This window comes from Micromonospora sp. NPDC051300 (assembly GCF_044455315.1).
Taxonomy (GTDB): Bacteria; Actinomycetota; Actinomycetes; order Mycobacteriales; family Micromonosporaceae; genus Micromonospora; species Micromonospora robiginosa.
Map to the genome: position 1 here is coordinate 163741 of NZ_JBITEP010000003.1, position 21416 is coordinate 185156.

Annotated in this window: 20 protein-coding genes; 15 read left to right on the top strand and 5 right to left on the bottom strand. The window is 73.5% G+C overall.

Going from position 1 to position 21416, the window contains the following annotated elements; genetic code table 11:
* Positions 1–4: 4 nt before the first annotated feature.
* The 4 genes from ACIA5A_RS05700 to ACIA5A_RS05715 all read right to left on the bottom strand — a co-directional run bounded on the left by ACIA5A_RS05700 (position 5) and on the right by ACIA5A_RS05715 (position 4374).
* Positions 5–493, bottom strand: a complete 489-nt coding sequence (locus ACIA5A_RS05700; protein ID WP_396756785.1) for a universal stress protein — start codon at positions 491–493, stop codon at positions 5–7.
* A gap of 2 nt (positions 494–495) precedes the next feature.
* Positions 496–2109 (bottom strand): MFS transporter, encoded by a 1614-nt coding sequence (locus ACIA5A_RS05705; protein WP_396756787.1) that lies wholly within the window; start codon positions 2107–2109, stop codon positions 496–498.
* A 113-nt stretch (positions 2110–2222) separates the two neighbouring features.
* Positions 2223–2648: a MarR family winged helix-turn-helix transcriptional regulator gene (locus ACIA5A_RS05710; protein ID WP_091064121.1), complete on the bottom strand. Its 426-nt coding sequence runs from the start codon at positions 2646–2648 to the stop codon at positions 2223–2225.
* Positions 2649–2661: 13 nt separating this feature from the next.
* The gene (locus tag ACIA5A_RS05715; protein WP_396756790.1) at positions 2662–4374 is read right to left on the bottom strand and encodes an alkaline phosphatase D family protein; all 1713 of its coding nucleotides are present in this window, start codon (positions 4372–4374) and stop codon (positions 2662–2664) included.
* Between the two features lie 147 nt (positions 4375–4521).
* Here ACIA5A_RS05715 and ftsY point away from each other — a divergent pair, with 147 nt between their 5' ends.
* The 12 genes from ftsY to ACIA5A_RS05775 all read left to right on the top strand — a co-directional run bounded on the left by ftsY (position 4522) and on the right by ACIA5A_RS05775 (position 17853).
* The gene (ftsY, locus tag ACIA5A_RS05720; protein ID WP_396756792.1) at positions 4522–5703 is read left to right on the top strand and encodes a signal recognition particle-docking protein FtsY; all 1182 of its coding nucleotides are present in this window, start codon (positions 4522–4524) and stop codon (positions 5701–5703) included.
* Positions 5704–5711: 8 nt separating this feature from the next.
* Positions 5712–6575: an aminoglycoside phosphotransferase family protein gene (locus ACIA5A_RS05725; RefSeq protein WP_172967835.1), complete on the top strand. Its 864-nt coding sequence runs from the start codon at positions 5712–5714 to the stop codon at positions 6573–6575.
* A gap of 165 nt (positions 6576–6740) precedes the next feature.
* On the top strand, positions 6741–8147 hold the full coding sequence (locus ACIA5A_RS05730; RefSeq protein WP_396756794.1) for an ammonium transporter: 1407 nt from the start codon (positions 6741–6743) through the stop codon (positions 8145–8147).
* Positions 8148–8172: 25 nt separating this feature from the next.
* Positions 8173–8511, top strand: coding sequence for a P-II family nitrogen regulator (locus ACIA5A_RS05735; RefSeq protein WP_347405425.1), 339 nt, complete (start codon positions 8173–8175; stop codon positions 8509–8511).
* A gap of 17 nt (positions 8512–8528) precedes the next feature.
* Positions 8529–10793 (top strand): [protein-PII] uridylyltransferase, encoded by a 2265-nt coding sequence (locus ACIA5A_RS05740; RefSeq protein WP_396756796.1) that lies wholly within the window; start codon positions 8529–8531, stop codon positions 10791–10793.
* A gap of 133 nt (positions 10794–10926) precedes the next feature.
* Positions 10927–11829, top strand: coding sequence for an ABC transporter ATP-binding protein (locus ACIA5A_RS05745; RefSeq protein WP_396756798.1), 903 nt, complete (start codon positions 10927–10929; stop codon positions 11827–11829).
* Positions 11819–12640, top strand: a complete 822-nt coding sequence (locus tag ACIA5A_RS05750; protein WP_396756800.1) for an ABC transporter permease — start codon at positions 11819–11821, stop codon at positions 12638–12640. The genes ACIA5A_RS05745 and ACIA5A_RS05750 overlap by 11 nt, the downstream gene beginning before the upstream one ends.
* A 20-nt stretch (positions 12641–12660) precedes the next feature.
* Complete coding sequence (locus ACIA5A_RS05755; protein ID WP_396756802.1) at positions 12661–13788, top strand: sensor histidine kinase; 1128 nt, start codon at positions 12661–12663, stop codon at positions 13786–13788.
* Positions 13785–14441, top strand: a complete 657-nt coding sequence (locus tag ACIA5A_RS05760; RefSeq protein ID WP_396756804.1) for a response regulator — start codon at positions 13785–13787, stop codon at positions 14439–14441. The genes ACIA5A_RS05755 and ACIA5A_RS05760 overlap by 4 nt, the downstream gene beginning before the upstream one ends.
* A 109-nt stretch (positions 14442–14550) precedes the next feature.
* Positions 14551–16104, top strand: coding sequence for a signal recognition particle protein (gene ffh / locus ACIA5A_RS05765; RefSeq protein WP_181572164.1), 1554 nt, complete (start codon positions 14551–14553; stop codon positions 16102–16104).
* A 69-nt stretch (positions 16105–16173) separates the two neighbouring features.
* Positions 16174–16755, top strand: a complete 582-nt coding sequence (locus ACIA5A_RS05770; protein ID WP_396756806.1) for a Uma2 family endonuclease — start codon at positions 16174–16176, stop codon at positions 16753–16755.
* Between the two features lie 18 nt (positions 16756–16773).
* Positions 16774–17853: an amidohydrolase family protein gene (locus tag ACIA5A_RS05775; protein ID WP_396756808.1), complete on the top strand. Its 1080-nt coding sequence runs from the start codon at positions 16774–16776 to the stop codon at positions 17851–17853.
* Between the two features lie 43 nt (positions 17854–17896).
* Here the strand turns inward: ACIA5A_RS05775 and ACIA5A_RS05780 are convergent, their stop codons facing one another.
* On the bottom strand, positions 17897–18472 hold the full coding sequence (locus ACIA5A_RS05780) for a TetR family transcriptional regulator (RefSeq protein WP_396756810.1): 576 nt from the start codon (positions 18470–18472) through the stop codon (positions 17897–17899).
* 92 nt (positions 18473–18564) lie between these two features.
* Between ACIA5A_RS05780 and proS the strand changes: the two genes are divergently transcribed.
* The 3 genes from proS (at position 18565) to rpsP (ending at position 21416) form a co-directional block, all read left to right on the top strand.
* Positions 18565–19971 carry a proline--tRNA ligase gene (proS, locus tag ACIA5A_RS05785; RefSeq protein ID WP_396756812.1) on the top strand — a complete coding sequence of 469 codons (1407 nt, stop codon included), beginning with the start codon at positions 18565–18567 and terminating at the stop codon, positions 19969–19971.
* Between the two features lie 75 nt (positions 19972–20046).
* Positions 20047–20694 carry a DUF402 domain-containing protein gene (locus ACIA5A_RS05790; protein WP_396756814.1) on the top strand — a complete coding sequence of 216 codons (648 nt, stop codon included), beginning with the start codon at positions 20047–20049 and terminating at the stop codon, positions 20692–20694.
* 242 nt (positions 20695–20936) lie between these two features.
* Positions 20937–21416 (top strand): 30S ribosomal protein S16, encoded by a 480-nt coding sequence (gene rpsP / locus ACIA5A_RS05795; protein WP_396756816.1) that lies wholly within the window; start codon positions 20937–20939, stop codon positions 21414–21416.

Below are 21416 nucleotides of genomic sequence, written 5' to 3' on the forward strand. Positions count from 1 at the left end.
ACTCTCAGGGGACGACGACGACCGGCCAGCGGCCGGCGCGCACCAGGCGGGTCGCGACCGAGCCGACCAGCCTGTGCCCGGCCTGCTCGGAGGAGCCGACCACGACCAGGTCGGCCCGGTGCTCGTCGGCGGCCCGGCCCAGCTCGGTGTACGCGTCGCCGCGCCGGCACAGGAACGTCACCGGCAGGTCCAGTTCCTCGGCCCCGCGCCGGCACTCCGCGCGCAGCTCGTCGGCCAGCTCGTCGTGGGTCCGCTGCACCGCGCCGGCCACCACCCCGGACATGATCCCGCTGTACGGCGCCGGCGAGCTGACGAAGACCACCACCAGTCCGGCGCCCTGCCGACGGGCCAGCCCGGCCGCGTAGGCGGCGGCCCGCAGCGAGGTGCGGCTGCCGTCCACGCCGACCAGCACCACCCGGGGCCCGTCGGTGCCCCGTTCGAAGGGCAGCAGCCGGGCCTGCGGGCCGTACCGCTCACGCTCCGGTGCGTCCATGGTCAGTGGCTCCGGCCCGTGCCGACCACCGCGTCGGCGTCCACCGTCGCCTCCCGCTCCTCGACAGCGGTCGGGACCGGGTCGGTGTTGGCGCGGCGCAGCGGCACCTCCCGGATCAGCACCACCGCGAGCAGGGCGAGCAGCCCGAACGGCGCGGCGGCCAGGAAGATGTCGCCGGCGCCGTGCCCGTACGCGGACTCCACCACGGCCCGGATCGGGGCGGGCAGCGCGTGCACGTCCGGCAGCGCGCCGCCGCCACCGGAGGCGGGGGCCGGGACGCCGATTCGGCTCAGTCCGTCGGACAGGTAGCCGGTCACCCGGTGGCCGAGCAGCGCGCCGAGCGCGCTCACGCCGACCGCGCCGCCGAGGCTGCGGAAGAACGCCACCACCGAGCTGGCCGCGCCGAGCTCGTGCGTGCCGACCGTGTTCTGCACGGCCAGCACCAGGTTCTGCATGGTCATGCCGAGGCCCAGGCCGATCAGCGCCATGAAGATCGCGAGCCGCCAGTACGGGGTGTCGGCGCGCATGCTGCCCATCAGCGCGAAGCCGGCGGTGAGCAGCGTGGAGCCGGCGACCAGCCAGCGCTTCCACCGCCCGGTGCTGGTGATGATCCGGCCGACCACCGTCGAGGCGACCAGCAGGCCGCCGATCATCGGCAGCGTCATCAGGCCGGCCATGGTCGGGCTCTCGCCGCGGCTGATCTGGAAGTACTGGCCGAGGAAGACCGAGGCGCCGAACATGCCGACGCCGACCGCCACGCTGGCCACCACGGCGAGCGTGATGGTGCGGTTGCGGAACAGCCGCGGCGGGATCATCGGCTCGGCGGCCCGCTGTTCGACCCGGACCGCGAGCGCCCCGAGCAGGACCGCGCCGGCCACCATGACCGCGCTGGTCCAGGAGATCCAGTCGTACCTGTCGCCGGCCAGGGTGATCCAGACGAGCAGCAGCGAGACGGCGGCGGTGATCAGGGTGGCGCCCCACCAGTCGATCGTCACCTTGCGCTTGACCACGGGCAGGTGCAGCGTCTTCTGGAGCACGATCAGGGCGAGCACGGCGAACGGCACGCCGACGTAGAAGCACCAGCGCCAGCCGAGCCAGTCGGTGTCCACGATCACGCCGCCGATCAGCGGGCCGCCGATGGTGCCGACCGCCATCACCGCGCCGAGGTAGCCGCTGTACCGGCCGCGCTCGCGCGGGGCGATCATCGTCGCCATGATCACCTGGGCCAGCGCGGTGAGGCCGCCCGCGCCGACGCCCTGCACCACCCGGCAGGCGATCAGCTCGCCTGTGGACTGGGCCTGCCCGGCCAGCACCGAGCCCAGCACGAAGACCACCAGCGCGAGCTGGACCAGGATCTTCTTGCTGGTCAGGTCAGCGAGCTTGCCCCAGATCGGGGTGGTGGCGGTGGTCGCCAGCAGGGTGGAGGTGACCACCCAGGTGTACGCGGACTGCGTGCCGTGCAGGTCGGTGATGATCCGCGGCAGCGCGTTCGAGACGACCGTGGAGGAGAGGATCGCGACGAACATGCCCAGCAGCAGGCCGGAGAGCGCCTCCAGGATCTGCCGGTGGGACATGTCGACGGCGGTCGCCCGGCTGGGCGCTGTCGCCTGCGTCATCGTGGAGTGCCTCCGGAGGGGAGAGGGGTGCGGGTTGCCTGGGGCAACCGTATGACTTGGTTGCCTTGAGCAACAACCGCGAGTGGTGCGGCTCCTATTCCCCGGGGGGTCGGTCAGAACGTCTCGTTGAACCGGTGCATCAGCCGGGCGAAGGCCGCCACGTCCTCTTTCGGCCAGTCCTCCAGCGAACGCCTGATCTGTCCGAGTCGGGCCGCGCGGGCCGCGTCGAACCGCCGGGTGCCCTCCTCGGTGAGGCTGAGCTGCGCGGCCCGCCGGTCGGACGGGTCCGGGTCGCGCCGCACCAGGCCCAGCGCCTCCAGGCCGCCGATCTGCCGGCTCAACGTGCCCTTGCCGATGCCCAGCTTGACCGCCAGGTCGGTGAGCCGGATCTGGCCCGAGCGGCGCAGCCAGAGCAGCAACCCGTAGGCGTTCGGCTCCAGGTTCGGGTGGACCTCGCGGGCGATCTCCCAGGACAGCGCCCGGCCCCGGCGCAGCAGCGCGGTCAACTCGTGTTCCACGGCGCGCAGCGTCTCGTCCACGGTCAGAGGATAGTCACGACTCGTCGCTGAGCTGCTGGCGCGCCACCGGCCGCAGCGAGCCGTCCTTGACAGTGCCCTCGATCACCACGGTGGCCGCCCGGCCCCGGTGCGTCAGCGTGGCCACCGCGTTTCCGAAGTAGGGCCCGGCCAGCTTCCGCCACCGCACCGGCGGCCGCCGCACCCCGGCCGAGCGGGCCAGCGCCCGGGTCGCCGTGGTCGGCCCCGGGTTCCAACCCAGCGTCATCAGCGGGCGCATCCCGGCCGGCACCTGGTTGTGGATCGGCGAACAGGTGAGCTGGTGCACCGGGGTCTTCACCGACCGGTCGGCGAACCGGGCCCGGGCCACGTACGAGTGGTGCACGTCGCCGGAGAGCACGCTGATCGACGCTGGGCGCGGGTACGCCGGACCGGCGCCCACCCGCGCGCCGGTGCGCGCCTCGGCGCCGCTGCCCAGCCGGGCGAACAGCTCGCCGAGCGCCTCGAAGGACCGCCGGAACGCGGCCCAGTGCTCCAGGTCCCAGGCCCGGCGCATCCGCTCGGCCAGCTTGGCCACCCAGGGCCGGCCGGAGTCGGCCAGGCGCTCGTTCCACGCCTCCACGTGGTGGATGCCCGGCGGCAGCAGCCACGGCAGCGAGGTGCCCACCACCAGGTGGTCGTACGCGCCGTGCGCCTGGTCGAGGAACCACGACCACTCGCCCGGCGGCAGCATCGCCCGGCTACCCGGCAGCAGCACCCGGCTGGACCGGTTGTCCAGCATCACCAGGCGGGTCCGCCCCAGGTCCAGCGCGTAGCTCCACTGGTACTGCACGGCCCGCCAGCGCTCGGTGTCGTGCGCCAGGTCGGCCTCGGTGTCCACCCGCTCGCCGAACTCGTGCAGCACGCCCGTGGCGTCCTCGGCGGCCATCACCTTGGCGTAGACCGGGTCGGCGGCGATCTCGTCCGGGCTCAGGTTGCCCAGGTGCTGGTAGACCCAGTAGGAGGCGAGGCCGCTGCGGATCCGCTCGGCCCACCACGGCTCCTCGCGCATGTCCGCCCGCCACGACTGCGAGGTGTTCCAGTCGTCGATCACCTCGTGGTCGTCGAAGATCATCACGCTCGGCACGGTGGAGAGCAGCCAGCGGATCTCCGGGTCCCGCCAGGACTCCAGGTAGAGCTTCGTGTACTCGTCGAAGCTGACCACCTGGGTCGCCGGTGCGTCCTTCGGCCGCCGCCGGCGCCGTTTGAGCAGCTTGCGCACGGTCGGCGAGGTCTCGTCGGCGTAGACCTGGTCGCCGAGCAGCACCAGCAGGTCGGGCAGCGTGACCTCGTCGGGCGCGGCCATCACCCGCCGGGCGTACGCGTCGAGCGCGTCCGGCGGCAGCTTGCGCGCGGTGGAGTGCTGGGTGGTCTCCCGGCAGGAACCGAAGACGAGGCGCACCGGCTGGTCGCCGTCGTCGGCCGCGCGGGTGCGGATCACGCTGGGCGGGAACGTGTCGCCCGGCAGCGGCCAGGCCACCTCGTCGTCGATCAGCACCTCGTACGAGGTGGCGCTGTCCGGGGCGAGCCCGGACACGACCACGAGCGCGTAGTGGTGGTCGTACGCGGAGAAGGTGGGCGAGCTGCCGGTGGCGCCGTCTGCGGTGCGGACGGTGACCACCGCGGGCGCGCTCGTCTCCACCCAGACGGTCGCCCGCGTGTCGACGACCCGGCGCAGCAGTGGGCCGATGAGCAGGCGGGAACCGGGCACGGCGTCTACCTCCGACAAGATCGTTTCGGTCTTCCTACCCGGCCGGCGGTTGCGGTACGCCTTCCAGCAGCGAGCGTACCCGCAGGTTGTTCGCGTGCCGAGGCCGTGAGTGGGACGCCGTCGCCGGCATCTGACAGGATTTCGGGCATGAAGGAATACCTCCTCGTCGCTCTCGCCCTGCTCGGCGTGCTCATCATCGGCGGCCTGAGCCTCGTGGTGCCCCGGTTGCGCCGGCGCCCGGAGCCACCGCTGCCGCGCACCGAGGTCGACACCCGCACCGAGGAGGACCTGGCCGGACCGCCGGTGGAGGCCCCGGAGGCGGAGCTGAGCACCGGCGTGGTGGTCGAGGCGCCGCCGGTCGGCGCGCCGCCGATCGAGGTGCCCGAGCCGACCGCCGGCCGCCTGGTCCGGCTGCGCTCCCGGCTGTCGCGCTCCCAGAACGCGTTCGGCAAGGGGCTGCTCGGCCTGCTCAGCCGGGACCGGCTGGACGAGGACACCTGGGAGGAGATCGAGGACAGCCTGATCACCGCGGACGTCGGCATCGACTCCACCCGGGAGATCGTCGACCGGCTGCGGGAGCGGACCCGGGTGCTCGGCACCCGCACCGGCGAGGAGCTGCGGACGCTGCTCGCCACCGAGCTGGTCAACGCGCTCGACCCGAGCCTGGACCGGTCGCTGCGGACCGCGTCCACCGACGGTGTCCCGGCGGTGGTGCTGGTGGTCGGCGTCAACGGCGCCGGCAAGACCACCACCTGCGGCAAGATCGCCCGGGTGCTGGTGGCGGACGGCCGCACCGTGCTGCTCGGCGCGGCCGACACGTTCCGGGCCGCCGCCGCCGACCAACTGGAGACCTGGGGCGGCCGGGTGGGCGCGGAGACGGTCCGCGGACCGGAGGCCGCCGACCCGGCGAGCGTAGCGTTCGACGCGGTGAAGCGCGGCATCGACGTCGGCGTCGACACCGTGCTCATCGACACCGCCGGCCGGCTGCAGAACAAGGTCGGCCTGATGGACGAGCTGGGCAAGGTCAAGCGGGTGGTGGAGAAGCACGGCCCGATCGACGAGACGCTGCTGGTGCTGGACGCCACCACCGGCCAGAACGGCCTGGAGCAGGCGCGGGTCTTCACCGAGGCGGTGAACGTGACGGGCGTGGTGCTGACCAAGCTCGACGGCACGGCCAAGGGCGGCATCGTGATCGCCGTGCAGCGCAAGCTGGGCATCCCGGTCAAGCTGGTCGGCCTGGGCGAGGGCAAGGACGACCTGGCCCCGTTCGACCCGGCGCAGTTCGTCGACGCGCTGCTCGGCACCGAGCCGCTCGGCCGGGACGCGTAGCCTCTCCCGTGACGACTGACGATCGCGCCTACGCGGGGTGGCGCGACCCCAGCCACCCGTCGCCACGCCTCGGGAGACCGTACGTGACTTCGCAGGAGATCCCGCTGCACGGCGGGAACGTGAGCACCGTGGTCCGGGTGGGCGACACGGTCCGGCGCAACGCCGGGCCGTGGACCCCCTCGGTCCACGCCTTGCTGCGCCACCTGGAATACGTCGGGTTCACCGGCGCCCCCCGCGCGCTCGGCATGGACGAGCGCAACCGGGAGGTCCTGTCATACCTGGAGGGGGAGTGCGGGGAATATCCGCTCGCCCCGCACTGGGTCACCGACGAGGCCCTGGTCACCGTGGCCACCATGCTGCGGATGTTCCACGACGCGCAGTACGGCTTCACCCCGCCGCCCGGCGCCGTCTGGCGCTCGTTCGGGCCGCCCCCGCCGGACACCGAGGTCATCTGCCACCACGACGCGGCCCCGCACAACGTCATCTGGCGTCCCGACGGCACGCTCGGGCTGATCGACTTCGACCTCGCCTCGCCCGGCGCCCGCATCTACGACGTGGCGTACGCGGCCTGGACCTGGGTGCCGATCTTCTCCGACCGGGACTCGATCACGCTCGGCTGGAAGCGCCCCGACCGGCCCCGCCGGCTGCGGCTGTTCGCCGACGCGTACGGGCTGATCCCGCGCGACAGGCACCGGCTCATCCGCACCATCCGCAAGCGCATCGTCGACCACGTCGAGGGCATCCGGCGGATGGCCGCCGCCGGCGAGCCGGCGTTCGTCCGGATCGTGCACAAGGGCCACCTCCGCCGGCCGATGCGGGACCTGCGCCTGCTCGACTACGAGCGGCACCACCTGGAGTACGCGCTGCGCTGAGCAAGATCGGCGTTCTTCACACGCCGGAAACAACCCGTCACGTGTCGGAAATCGAGCGGTGTCGGTGAAGGAAACAGCGGCCGACCAAGCTTCCGCGCAACCGGCGTACGGGCGACGCTGCCCCGGAAGCCGCGAAGGAGGGAACTTCACCTTTAGGAGGCCAGCGTGCCTGAAGCACCGACGATCGACGGCGGCAACACCGTTTGGCTGCTGGTTTCGACCGCTCTCGTGCTGCTCATGACCCCCGGCCTGGCGCTGTTCTACGGCGGTCTGAACAGGTCCAAGGGCGTGCTCAACATGATGATGATGAGCTTCTCGGCCATCGGGCTCATCTCAGTTCTGTGGTGGTTCTACGGTTTCAGCGTCGCGTTCGGCAGCGACGTCAACGGGCTCTGGGGTGACCCGGGCGCCTACCTCGGCACCAAGACGTTCCTCGCCGAGACCGACCTCTGGGGCGCCACGGCGGAGAACCCCAGCGGCATCGGCATCCCGCTCTACGTGTTCATGGCGTTCCAGATGGTCTTCGCGGTGATCACCGTCGCGCTGATCAGCGGCGCCATCTCCGACCGGGCCAAGTTCTCCGGCTGGCTGCTGTTCGCGTTCGGCTGGGCCACCCTGGTCTACTTCCCGGTCGCGCACTGGGTGTGGGGCGGCGGCGTCATCGGCGCCAAGCTGCACGCGCTGGACTTCGCCGGTGGCACGGCGGTGCACATCAACGCCGGTGCGGCGGCGCTCGGCGTGGCGCTGGTGCTCGGCAAGCGGGTCGGCTGGCCGCGCGAGGGCATGAAGCCGCACAACATCCCGCTGGTCGCGCTCGGCGCCGGTCTGCTCTGGTTCGGCTGGTTCGGCTTCAACGCCGGCTCCGAGCTGACCGTCGACTCGGTGGCCGGCCTGGCGTTCCTCAACACCCAGCTCGCCACCGCCGCGGCGGTGCTCGGCTGGCTGCTGGTCGAGCGGATCAAGGACGGCCGCCCGACCATGGTCGGCGCGTCGTCGGGCGCGGTGGCCGGTCTGGTCGCCATCACCCCGGCCTGCGGTTTCATCGCCCCCTGGGCGGCAGTCCTGCTCGGCGGCGTGGCCGGTGCGGTCTGTGCGCTCGCGATCAGCCTGAAGTACAAGCTCGGCTACGACGACTCGCTCGACGTGGTCGGCGTGCACTTCGTCGGCGGCTGGATCGGGTCGTTGTGGCTCGGCCTGTTCGCCACCAACTCCGTCAACAGCGCGATCGGCGACGTGGTCGGCGCCTCCGACGGCCTGTTCTACGGCGGCGGCCTGACCCAGCTCGGCCGGCAGGCGCTGGCCGGTCTGATCGTCACCGTCTGGTCGGCCGGGATCGCCTGGCTGCTCGCCTTCGCGATCCAGAAGACGATCGGCTTCCGGGTGTCGGCCGAGGCCGAGGTGGACGGCATCGACGTGGCCGAGCACGCGGAGAGCGCGTACGACCTGTCGCCCACCACGGGCAGCAGCACGAGCGCGTTCGCCATGGCCGGGATCGGCGGCACCAGGCCGAGCCCGGAGCCCGCCGACGAGGCGGACGAGTCCGCCCCGGTCAGCGAGAAGGTCGCCGGTTAACGTTCCAGGGATGGAGGGGTTGGACATGAAGCTGGTGACCGCGGTCATCAAGCCGTACCAGTTGGACGCGGTGAAGGAGGCCCTGCACGCGCTCGGCGTGGCCGGGCTGACCGTCAGCGAGGTGCAGGGCTACGGCCGGCAGAAGGGGCACACCGAGGTCTACCGGGGTGCCGAGTACACGGTCGAGTTCCTGCCCAAGATCCGGGTCGAGGTGCTCACCGACGAGATCGACGTCGACAAGATCGTGGACGCGATCGTGAGTGCCGCCCGGACCGGCAAGATCGGCGACGGCAAGGTCTGGGTGACGGGCGTCGAGGAGGTCGTCCGGGTGCGTACCGGCGAGCGCGGGCTCGACGCCCTCTGACGACGGAACCCGCCGACGTGACCTCGTTGACCACGGCCACCGGCCCCACCGGGCCGGGCGTGCCCGTGGTCAACGAGGTCGTCGGCGTTCCCGGGGGGATCGGCGAGGCGGCCCGGACCGCCCGCGCCGACGCGCTCGACGCCTGGCTGCGCCGGCTCCTCCCGGCCCGGCCCGGCGTCGCGCTTGTCGCGGTGGGCGGCCTCGGCCGCCGCCAGTGCGCCCCCTACGGCGACCTCGACCTGGTGCTGCTGCACGCCGGGGTCGCCGGCGTGGACGAGCTGGCCGCCTCGCTCTGGTATCCGATCTGGGACGCCGGGCTGCGGCTCGACCACTCGGTGCGGACCGTCGCCGAGGCGCTGTCCGTGGCCCAGGACGACGTCAAGGTCGCCCTCGGACTGCTCGACGCGCGACACGTGGCCGGCGACCCGGCCCTGACCGACCAGCTCGCCCGCACCGCCACCGACCACTGGCGGCGCACCGCGATCCGCCAGCTCCCCGGCCTGCGCGAGATCACCGCCGCCCGCTGGGAGGCGCACGGCGAGCTGGCCTTCCTGCTGGAGGGCGACCTCAAGGAGGCCGCCGGCGGGCTGCGCGACGTCGGCATCCTGCGGGCCATCGCCACCGCCGGCGTCACCGACGCGCTCCGCCCGGCCGTGCACGCCGCGCACCGGCGCCTGCTGGACACCCGCGACGCCCTGCACCAGCAGGTCGGCCGCCGGGTCGACAGGCTGCTCGCGCAGGAACGCGACGGCGTGGCCGCGCAGCTCACGCTGGACGAGGGGGACGCGCTGCTGCGGCTGGTGGCCGGCGACGCGCGGACCGTCAGCCACGCCCTGGACGACGCCTGGCGGGCCGCCGACCGGCTGCGCTCCGGCCGGCACCGCGCCGCGCCCGGCCGGCCGCTGCGCCGCCCGGTCGCCAGGGACGTTGTCGAGCAGGACGGCGAGCTGGTGCTCGCCCGCACCGCGATCGGGGCCCGCCCCGACCCGAGCCTGTCGCTGCGGATCGCGGCCGCGGCGGCCACCACCCGGCTGCCCATCGCTCGGGCCACCTGCGAGTGGCTGGCCGCCTACTGCCCGCCGCTGCCGACGCCGTGGCCGCCGGCCGCCCGGGCCGCGCTGACCACAGTGCTCGGCGCCGGTCCCGGCCTGGTGCCGGCGTGGGAGACCTGCGACAGGTACGGGCTGGTCGACGGCTGGCTGCCCGAGTGGACCCGGCTGCGCAGCCTGCCGCAGCACAACCCGGTGCACCGGTTCACCCTCGACCGGCACCTGGTGCAGACCGCGTACGAGGCGAGCCGGCACACCCGCGACGTGGACCGACCGGACCTGCTGCTGCTCGGCGCGTTCCTGCACGACATCGGCAAGGGACTCCCGGGTGACCACTCGACTGTCGGCGCGCCGGTGGCCGAGGCGGTCGCCACCCGGATCGGCCTGCCCCCGGCCGAGGTGGCGCTGATCGGCACGCTGGTCCGGCTGCACCTGCTGCTGCCCGACGTGGCCACCCGACGGGACCTGTCTGACCCGAAGACGATCGCCGGGGTCGCCGAGCGGGTCGGCGACACCGGCACCCTGGACCTGCTGCACGCCCTGGTGCGGGCCGACGCCGCCGCCACCGGCCCGGCCGCCTGGTCCGGCTGGAAGGGCCGGCTGATCGCCGACCTCGTCGCCCGGGTGCGCACCACGCTGGACACCGGCGTGGTGCCCGCCCCGCCGGCCCCCGACCCGGCGCTCGTCGCCGGGCCGCTTCCGGTCGTACACCTGGGGGAGGACCGGGTGGCGGTGGCCGCCGCCGACCGGCGGGGGCTGCTCGCCACGGTCGCCGGCTGCCTGGCCCTGCACCGGCTGGAGGTGATCTCCGCGGACGCCGCCACCGTCGACGGCCGGGCCCTGGTCGAGTGCCGGGTGCAGCCGCGCTACGGGCTGGCCCCCGATCCGATCGCGCTCGGCGCCGACCTGCGTCGCGCGGTCGGCGGCGACGTGTCGGTCATCCAGCGGCTGCGGGGCCGGGCGTTGGCGGCCCGGAGCCGGGGCGCGGCCCCCCGGGTGGTCTGGCACCGGGAGGCGGCCACCGACGCGGTGCTGCTGGAGTTGCGGGCCGCCGACGCGGCCGGCCTGCTCTACCGGGTCACCTGCGCGCTGGACGAGGCCGGCGCCCAGGTGCGCGCCGCCCGGATCTCCACCCTCGGCGGCGACGTGGTCGACGCGTTCTACCTGGTCGGCGGCTGGCCCCCCGACGAGCAGCGCGCCCGCATCGAGGCCGCCGTGCTCGCCGCGGTGTAAGGAAGGGCCCCCTCTTAACGCCTCCGGTAGAGAAACGCGCCCCGCTCGACATCGGAGCTACGCCCGCTGACGTACGCGGGGAGCCGTCGCCGGGCCGACGCGCCGGAAGGCCGGCGGCGGGACGCTCGACGGCATGAACCTGCCAGTGCAGACCGAAGGGCTCACCAAACGGTACGGCGGCCTGACCGCCGTACGGAATCTCGACCTGACCGTGCGGGCCGGCGAGGTGTACGGCTTCCTCGGCCCCAACGGCGCCGGCAAGACCACCACGCTGCGCATGCTGCTCGGCCTGGTCCGGCCCAGCGCCGGGACGGTACGGCTGCTCGGCCGCACCCCCGGCGCCGGGCGGCTCACCGGCGTCGGCGCGCTGATCGACGGACCGGCGTTCTACCCCTACCTGTCCGGCCGGGACAACCTGCGGGTGATGGCCCGCTACGCCGGGGTCGGCGCGGACCGGGTCGACACGGTGCTGGACCTGGTCGACCTCGCCGGCCGGGCGGGCGACCGGTACGCCGGCTACTCGTTGGGCATGAAGCAGCGGCTCGGGGTGGCCGCCGCGCTGCTGAAGGACCCGCGCCTGCTGATCCTGGACGAGCCCACGAACGGCCTCGACCCGGCCGGCATGGCGGACATGCGGACCCTGATCCGGCGGCTCGGCTCGGCCGGGTCGACGGTGCTGGTCTCCAGTCACCTGCTCGGCGAGGTCGAGCAGGTCTGCGACCGGGTCGGCGTGATCGCCCGGGGCGAGCTGGTGGCCGAGGGCAGCGTCGACGAGCTGCGCGGCGCGGCCGGGCTGCGGTTGCTCGCCGACCCGATGGACGAGGCGGCGAGCCGGGCCCGGGAACTCGTCGGCGCGGACCGGGTACGCGTCGTCGACGGCGGGCTGGAACTGGCTGTCGAGCCGGAACGGGCGGCCTGGCTGAACGCCGAACTGGTCGGCGCCGGGCTCGCCGTGCGCGAGCTGCGGCCCCGGGAGCGGGACCTGGAGCAGATCTTCTTCGACCTGGTGGAAAGAGGTACGGCCGATGTCGCGTAGTTTCCGCGCCGAACTGGTCAAGTTGGTCCGGCGGCCGGCCGTCTGGCTGCTGCTGGCCATCACGCTGGCGCTGTCGCTGATCTTCACCTACCTCTTCCCGTACGCCGGGGCGGCCGGGGGCGCCGACGGCCCGAACACCGACCGGGCGCTGCCCGCCATGCTCCCCGACCACCTGGTCGGCAACTCGATCGGCGGCCTGCCGGTCTTCCTCGGCTCGATCCTGCTGATCCTCGGCGTGCTCACGGTCGGCGGCGAGTACGGCTGGGGCACCTGGAAGACCGTGCTCACCCAGGGGCCGACCCGGATCGAGGTGTACGCCGGCAAGCTGCTCGCCCTCGCGCTCGCCGCGCTGGCCGTGGTGCTCGCCGTGTTCGCGGTCGGCGCGGTGGCCGCCTCGCTCATCGCGTCCGCCGAGGCCCAGCCGGTGCGCTGGCCGTCCGTCGGTGACCTGGTGGTCGGCATCGGCGCGGGGTGGCTCATCGCGACGATGTGGGCCATGCTCGGTGCCGTGCTCGCGGTCGCGTTGCGCGCGGTGGCGCTTCCGGTCGGCCTCGGTCTGGTGTGGATGCTCGCGGTGCAGAACCTGCTCGCCGCGATCGCCGCACCGCTCGTCCACTGGGTGGCGACCGCCCAGCGGGGACTGCCGGGCCCCAACGCCGGTGCGCTGGCGGCGGCGCTGGGCGCGCCCGGGGACACTCCGGGCGTGGCGTCCACCGTCGGCGGCGGGCAGGCGGCCGTGGTGGTGGGCGCGTACCTGGTCGGTTTCGCGGCGGTCGGCGCGGCGCTGCTGCGCCGGCGGGACATCGGCTGAGTCGGGACGGGGGAGTGGACGTGGACCGCGGGCGCGACGACCGGCGGCGGTGGCTGCTCGACGGCCTGCTCTGTGCCGCGCTGCTGGCGATCGGGCTGGCCGGCACCGCGCCGGCCGGGGAGAACCAGGGCGTGCACGCGGGCGGAGTCGCCTACCCGCCGGTGGTGGTGGCGGCGCTCGCGTTGGCGGTACGCCGGCGCTGGCCGCTGCCCACCCTGGCGGTGGTGGTCGCGGCGACCACCGCGTACCTGATGCTCGGCCAGCCGTACGGTCCGATCCTGCTGTCGTTCTTCGTCGCGGTCTACACGGTGGCCGCGCACCTGCCGGTGCGGACCGCGGCGGTGGCCGGCGCGGTCGCGACGGCGGCGCTCGTCGGCCACGTCTTCGTCGGCGTGCGGCCACCCGGCCTGGCCGGTCTGATGCCGGTCGCCGCCTGGGTGGTGGTGCCGTTCGCGGTCGGGGTGTCGGTGCGGCTGAGCCGGGAGGCCGCCGCCCGGAGCCGGACCGACGAGGCGCGCCGGCTGGCCGACGCGGAGCGGCTTCGGGTGGCCCGGGAGGTGCACGACGTGGTGGGCCACGGGCTCGCCGCGATCCACCTCCAGGCCGAGGTCGCGTTGCACCTGCTGGCCCGCCGGCCCGAGCAGGCCGAGGCGGCGCTCACCGCGATCAGCCGGACCAGCAAGGAGGCGCTGGACGAGCTGCGGGTCACGCTCACCGTGGTGCGTCGCGAGGAGATGACCGACGAGCGCGCGCCGGTGCCGGGGCTGGCGCAGCTCGGGCACCTGCGGGAACGGCTGGCCGGCGCCGGGGTGCCGGTCACCGTCGCCACCGACGGCGAGCCGCGCCCGCTGCCGGTGGCGGTGGACCTGGCCGCCTACCGGGTGGCGCAGGAGGCGCTGACGAACGTGCTGCGCCACGCCGGCCCGGCCACCGCCGAGGTCCGCGTCGGCTACCGGCCGGCCGAGGTCACCGTGGAGGTCACCGACACCGGGCGGGGCCGGCCCGCCCCGGTGGACCGGTCCACCGGCTCCGGCCTGGCCGGCATGCGCGAGCGGGTCACCGCGCTCGGCGGTACGTTCGACGCCGGCCCGGCCGCGTCCGGCGGTTTCCGGGTGCTCGCCACGCTGCCCACCGGGGAGGCCACATGATCCGGGTGCTGCTCGCCGACGACCAGGACCTGGTCCGGATCGGGCTGCGGGCGCTGGTGGAGAGCGAGGACGATCTGACCGTGGTCGGGGAGGCGGCGGACGGGCTCGCCGCCGTGGCGGTGGCCCGTCGGGAACGCCCGGACGTGGTGCTGATGGACGTGCGGATGCCCGGTGTGGACGGCATCGAGGCGACGCGCCGTATCGTCGGCGACCCGACGCTTGCCGACACCCGGGTGGTGGTGCTGACCACGTTCGAGCTGGACGAGTACGTGTTCGACGCGCTGCGGCACGGCGCCAGCGGCTTCCTCACCAAGGACACCCGACCGGTCGAGCTGCTGCGGGCGATCCGGCTGGTCGCCGAGGGGGAGGCGTTGCTGTCCCCGTCGGTGACCCGCCGGGTGGTCCGGGAGTTCGCCACGCGGCCGACCCGGGTGCCGCGCCCGCATCCCCGGCTGGACGCGCTCACCGACCGGGAACGGGAGGTGGTGGGGCTGGTCGGCGAGGGGTTGAGCAACGCCGAGATCGCCGAGCGGCTGGTGGTCAGTCCGGCGACCGCGCGTACCCACGTCAGCCGGGCCATGGTGAAGCTGGGCGCCCGGGACCGGGCCCAACTGGTGGTCTTCGCCTACCAGTCGGGCCTGGTCGTCTCCTGAGGCTCCGGCCGGGTCGGAGCGGGGCTACGGGCGGCGGGCTACCCTAACGGTGGGCTGGACAGCCGGCCCGGCCGCTGTGCCCGCCGAAAACGACAAACGGGATGTTCGCGTGTTTGACACCTTGAGTGACCGCCTGTCCGGGATCTTCACCAAGCTCCGCGGCAAGGGTCGGCTCACCGACGCCGACATCGACGCCACCGCGCGCGAGATCCGGATGGCGCTGCTGGAGGCCGACGTCGCCCTGCCGGTGGTCAAGGGCTTCATCGCGAACGTCAAGGAGCGGGCCCGGGGGGCCGAGGTCTCCCAGGCGCTCAACCCGGCCCAGCAGATCGTCAAGATCGTCAACGAGGAGCTGATCAACATCCTCGGCGGCGAGGGGCGGCGGCTCCAGTTCGCCAAGAACCCGCCGACCGTGATCATGCTGGCCGGCCTCCAGGGTTCCGGCAAGACCACCCTCGCCGGCAAGCTGGCCCGCTGGCTCAAGGGCCAGGGGCACCAGCCGCTGCTGGTCGCCGCCGACCTCCAGCGCCCCAACGCCGTCGGGCAGCTCCAGGTGCTCGGTGGGCGCGCCGGCGTCGAGGTGTACGCCCCGGCGCCCGGCAACGGCGTCGGCGACCCGGTGCAGGTGGCCCGCGACTCGATCGAGCACGCCAAGCGGGCCGCCCGCGACATCGTCATCGTGGACACCGCCGGCCGCCTCGGCATCGACGCCGAGATGATGCAGCAGGCCGCGGACATCCGCGACGCGGTCCAGCCCGACGAGGTCGTCTTCGTCATCGACGCGATGGTCGGCCAGGACGCGGTCCGCACCGCCGAGGCGTTCCGCGACGGTGTCGGCATCACCGGCGTGGTCCTGTCCAAGCTCGACGGCGACGCGCGCGGTGGCGCCGCGCTGTCGGTCCGGGAGGTCACCGGCCAGCCGATCCTGTTCGCCTCCACCGGCGAGAAGCTGGAGGACTTCGACGTCTTCCACCCCGACCGGATGGCCAGCCGGATCCTCGGCATGGGCGACGTCCTCACCCTGATCGAGCAGGCCGAGGCGGCCTTCGACTCGGATCAGAAGGAGAAGATGACCGCCAAGCTGATGGGCGGGGAGACCTTCACGCTTGAGGACTTCCTCGATCAGCTCATCGCGGTCCGGCGGATGGGGCCGATCGCCAACGTGCTGGCCATGATGCCCGGCATGGGGCAGATGAAGGACCAGATCGCCGAGCTGGACGACAAGCACTTCGACCGGGTCACCGCGATCATCCGGTCGATGACCCCGGCCGAGCGCACCACCCCGAAGATCATCAACGGTTCCCGGCGGGCCCGCATCGCCAGCGGCTCCGGCGTCACCGTGATGGACGTCAACCAACTGCTCAACCGCTTCGCCGACGCGCAGAAGATGATGAAGCAGATGGGCGGCATGATGGGCCTGCCAGGCGGCGGCCGGCGCAAGGCGACCAAGTCGCCGAAGAACAAGCGCAAGGGCACCAAGGGTGGCAACCGGCCGCGCACCGGGGCCGGCGCGGCGGGCGGCTTCCCCGGCGGCATGCCGCAGCTCCCGCCGGGCCTGGACCCGGGCGACCTGGCCGGCGGCCAGGGTCTGCCGCCCGGCTTCAAGCTGCCGAAGATCGACTTCAACAAGCTCGGCAAGGGCGGCGACAAGGGCCCCCGCTGACGCGTGTCGGTGACGGTGGGCGACGTCGTTCTCTCGTAGGGTGACGTCGCCCCCTGGAAGGAGATGTCAATGACCGCGGCCCCGATCCTGCCGGAGCGGCACGAGTGGACGGTCGACGACCTGGGCGACCTGCCCAAGGACCTTCCGTACGAACTGATCAACGGAAGGTTGATCGTGCCGTCCCCCACCGCCATGCACCAGGACCTGTGTGTCCGCCTGCTGCTCGCGCTCGAAGTCAACTGCCCGCCGGAGTTCCTGGTGAGCATCGACCTGTCCATGCGGGTCGACCGCCGCAACGAGCCGAGGCCGGACGTGGTGGTGATCCGGCGCAAGCACGCCGGTCGCTCGCCGGTCCCGATCGAGGACACGCTGCTGGCGGTGGAGGTCGTCTCCCCGACGTCGCACTTCCGCGACCTCTACGACAAGGCGAGGGTCTACGCCCGCGCCGGGGTCGCCTCCTACTGGGTGGTGGACCCGCAGCACGAGCGGATCGCGCTCACCGAGTACACGCTGGGCGGCGGCACCCGCGAGTACGAGCAGGTGACCCACACCGAGGACCTGTTCGTCACGGAGCGGCCGTGGAAGGTCTCGGTCGACCTGCCGGCCCTGACCGCGCGTCGCAACGACCTGCTGGCCGGCGAGGACGGCTGATCGGGTAGGACTGTGCACATGGCTCTGCATGTGCGCGGCGTGTTCCTCCCCGACGACGAGGTCCGGGACGTCTGGCTGGTCGGCGACCGGGTCACCTTCGAACCGGTGCCGGGCGCCGAGACGGTGGCCGACGGCGGTTTCGTGCTGCCCGGCCTGACCGACGCGCACTGCCACATCGGCATCGCCCGGGGCGGCGCCCCGATCACCTCGCTCGACCAGGCCCGGGAGTTGGCCCGGATCGACCGGGACGCCGGCGTGCTGGCGATCCGCGACGCCGGCTCGCCGTACCCGTACCCCGAGTTGGAGGACGAGCCGGACCTGCCGCGACTGGCCCGCGCGGGCCGGCACGTCGCGCCGCCCAAGCGCTACCTGCGCGACATCGGCGTGGAGGTCGGCGCGGCGGAGGTGGCCGCGACAGTTGCCGCGCAGGTCGCCGCCGGCAACGGCTGGGTCAAGCTGGTCGGCGACTGGATCGACCGCGGGGTGGGCGACCTCGCGCCGGCCTGGGACGCGGACACGATGACCGCGGCGGTCGCCGCCGCGCACGCCGCCGGGGCGCGCGCCGCGGTGCACACGTTCTCCGAGTCGGCCGTCGAGATCATGGTGCGCGCCGGGGTCGACTCGGTCGAGCACGGCACCGGGCTGAGCCTCGACCTGATCGACCTGATGGCCCGGCAGGGCACCGCGCTGGTCCCCACCATGATCAACATTCGGACCTTCGGCCACATCGCCGAGCAGGCCCGGGCGAAGTTCCCCGGGTACGCCGACCACATGCTCGCCCTGCGCGACCGCTTCCCCGAGGTGGTCCGGGCCGCCCACGAGGCGGGCGTGCCGATCTACGTCGGCACCGACGCCGGCGGCGGCATCGACCACGGGCTCGCCGCCGAGGAGATGCTGCTGCTGCACGAGCAGGCCGGGATGGCCGCCGAGGACGTGCTCGCCGCCGCCTCCTGGCGGGCCCGGGAGTGGCTCGGCTTCCCCGGGCTGGTCGAGGGCGGCCTCGCCGACCTGGTGGTCTATCCCGAGGACCCGCGCCGTGACCTGCGGGTGGTGCGGTCGCCCAGCCGGATCGTGCTGCGCGGCCGGGTGGTCCGCTGACCCGTCGGCCGCGCCCCGCCCCGGGCCGCGCCCGGTGGCTCGCTCAGCGTGGCGTGGCGGCGGCGAGGAAGAGGTGCACGGCCAGGTCGGCCAGCTTGTCGGCGGTCTCGTCCACCGGCGCCTGGGGCAGCACGATGTGGCTCACCACCAGCCGGACGATGCTGTCCGCCGCGAACGCCAGCGCCGTCGGGTCGGCCCCCGGCAGGTGCCGCCCCGCCCACTCCCGCAGCGCCGCCGTCGACTCGGCGAGCACCAGGTCGGCGCGGGTGGTCAGGTAGGGCAACAGCTCGTCCGAGCCACCCCGGGCGCTGGTCAGGATCGCCTTGACCAGCGGGTTGTCGGCGGCCGAGGCGAGCGTGCGGCGGATCGCCGCGTACGCGGCCGCGCGCACGTCGGGGCCGTGCTCGTCCAGCGCGGCCCGGACCTCCCCGACGAACCGGTCCACCTCGTGCCGGGCGAGCGCCTCGGCCAGGCCCGCCTTGGTGCCGAACTCGTTGTAGACCGTCTGCCGGCTCACCCCGGCGGCGGTGGCCACCACACCCATCCGGACGCCGTCCCAGCCGCCGGCCACCGCCTGCGCCCGGGCGGCCTCGACGATCGCGTTGCGTGCCTCACCCATAGCCGTCGAAGTCTACGGCCCGCCGGGGTCACCCGGCGCGGCCCGGCTCCCCGGCGCAGCGGCGGGTCACGCAGCGCATAGGATGTGCGGTCATGGCACGCGTGCTCACTCCCCGTGCGGAGGACTTTCCCCGCTGGTACCAGGACCTGATCGCCAAGGCGAAGCTGGCCGACAACGGCCCGGTTCGGGGCACCATGGTCATCCGACCGGCCGGCTACGCCATCTGGGAGCGGATGCAGGCCGAGATGGACTCCCGGATCAAGGCGGCCGGCGCGGAGAACGCGTACTTCCCGCTGTTCATCCCGGAGAGCTACCTCAAGCGCGAGGCCGAGCACGTCGAGGGCTTCTCGCCGGAGCTGGCCGTGGTCACCCACGGCGGTGGCAAGCAGCTCGCCGAGCCGGTGGTGGTCCGCCCCACCAGCGAGACGGTGATCGGCGAGTTCATGGCCAAGTGGATCGACTCCTACCGGGACCTGCCGCTGCTGCTCAACCAGTGGGCCAACGTGGTCCGCTGGGAGCTGCGCCCGCGGATCTTCCTGCGCACCAGCGAGTTCCTCTGGCAGGAGGGGCACACCGCGCACGCGACCCGCGAGGACGCCCGCGCCTACGCCCGGCGGATCCTGCACGAGGCGTACGAGGACCTGATGGTCACCGTGCTGGGCATCCCGGTGGTGGTCGGCCTGAAGACCGCCCGGGAGCGCTTCGCCGGCGCCACCGCCACCTACACGTGCGAGGGCATGATGGGTGACGGCAAGGCGCTGCAGATGGGCACCAGCCACGAGCTGGGCCAGAACTTCGCCAAGGCGTTCGACATCAGCTACTCCTCGGCCGAGGGCGGCCGGGAGCACGCGTGGACCACCTCCTGGGGCACTTCCACCCGGATGCTCGGCGGTCTGATCATGTGCCACGGCGACGACAACGGGCTGCGGGTGCCGCCGAAGCTGGCGCCGGTCCAGGCGTACGTGATGGTCGTCAAGGACGGCGAGGGCGTCGGTGAGGCGGCCCGAAAGCTTGTCGACGCGCTGCGCGACGCGGGCGTCCGGGTCGGGCTGGACGACCGGACCGACACCGCGTTCGGCCGCCGCGCCGTCGACGCCGAGCTGCGCGGCTACCCGGTCCGGGTCGAGGTCGGCCCGCGCGACCTGGCCGCCGGCAACGCGGTGGTGGTCCGGCGCACGGACGGCTCGAAGGCCCCCACGCCGGTCGCCGACGTGGTCGACGCGGTGCTCGCCGCGCTCGACGCCGACCAGCGGGCGCTGCACGACCAGGCGCTGGAGTTCCGCCGGTCCCGCACCGTCGAGGTGTCGACGCTTGCCGAGGCGATCGAGGCGACCGCCACCGGCTGGGCGATGGTGCCGTGGTCGGCGGTCGGCGTCGAGGGTGAGGGCAAGGCGAACGCGCAGGGCGTGACCGTGCGCTGCCTGCTGCGCGCCGACGGCTCGGTGCCGGACACCGAGGACGAGCCCGACCTCGTCGCCATCCTCGCCCGCGCCTACTGAGGTGTAAGGAAGGGCCCCCTGTTAACGCCTCCGGTAGAGGAGGGGGCCCCTTTTAACCACTCGGGGAGGGTGAGCGTGCGGTTCGCGCCAGGGCGGCCGGTCCTGCACCGCAACGTGCGGCACGGGCGGATCGGGTGGGTCCGGTCGGCCCGCGTGGTCTCCGACGACGAGCGCGGACTGCTGCTCTGGGTGGCCCGGGGCGCGCCGGCGGCGCACGAGGTGACCGTGGCCGGCCTGGGCATGCGCGCGGTGCCGTTCGCCGAGTGGATCGTCTCGTCGTACGCCCTGGCGGTCGGCACCTGGAACGGGCCGCCGGTGCTCAAGTTCCTGCCCGTCGGCGCCGCCCACTCGGTGTGGTGGTTCTCCGACGAGCGGGGCCGGTTCAAGAACTGGTACGTGAACCTGGAGGAGCCCGGCGTCCGGTGGGACGACGGTGCGGTGGCCGGGGTCGACATCGTCGACCAGGACCTCGACGTGGTGGTCCATCCGGACCTGACCTGGGAGTGGAAGGACGAGGACGAGTTCGCCGAGCGGCTCGCCTATCCGGAGCACTACTGGGTGCCCGACGAGAAGGCGGTCCGCGCGGAGGGGGAGCGGGTTATTCGGCTCGCCGATGCGGGCGCGTTCCCGTTCGACGGGACGTGGCAGGACTTCACCCCACCGGCGGAATGGGACGTACCGGACGCGCTGCCGCCCGGGTGGGACCGGCCGTCGGCGCGTTGAGCGGGTGTCGTCCGTCACGTCCGGGGCCGATCCCGGCGCCCCTTGCGGGTCCGGTGTGAGAGTTCCGGGCCGGATCTGGCAGAATGGACCGCTGGTATCCGGCGCGCGTCCGGCGCCCTCTAACCCGGGCGCGTCGCCAGTTCACCGAGCAGTCTCCGGCCCAAACCCCACTGTGCCGGTCGGCGCTCACCCGCCACACCGCCCGCACGGGCCGGTGAGATCGCAACAGGAGCGAAACAACTGTGGCCGTAAAGATCCGGCTCCTGCGGATGGGCAAGATCCGCAACCCGCAGTACCGCATCGTCATCGCCGACTCGCGCACCAAGCGTGACGGTCGTGCGATCGAGTTCGTCGGTGTGTACCAGCCGAAGGAAGACCCTTCGGTGATCGAGGTCAAGTCGGAGCGGGTCCAGTACTGGCTGTCCGTCGGCGCTCAGCCGAGCGAGGCCGTGCAGCGCCTGCTGGAGCTGACCGGTGACTGGCAGAAGTTCAAGGGCCTGCCGGCCCCGCCGCCGCTGAAGGTCGCCCCGGAGCGGGCCGACCGCAAGGCGGCGTACGAGGCCGAGGCGAAGGCCGCCGCCGGCGTGGCGGACACCCCCGCCAAGCCGGCCAAGAAGGCCGCCAAGTCGGAGGCCCCGAAGGCGGAGGCCGCCGAGGCGCCGAAGGCGGAGGAGCCCAAGGCCGAGGCGCAGACCGGCGCCGAGTCCGGCGAGCAGGCCTGA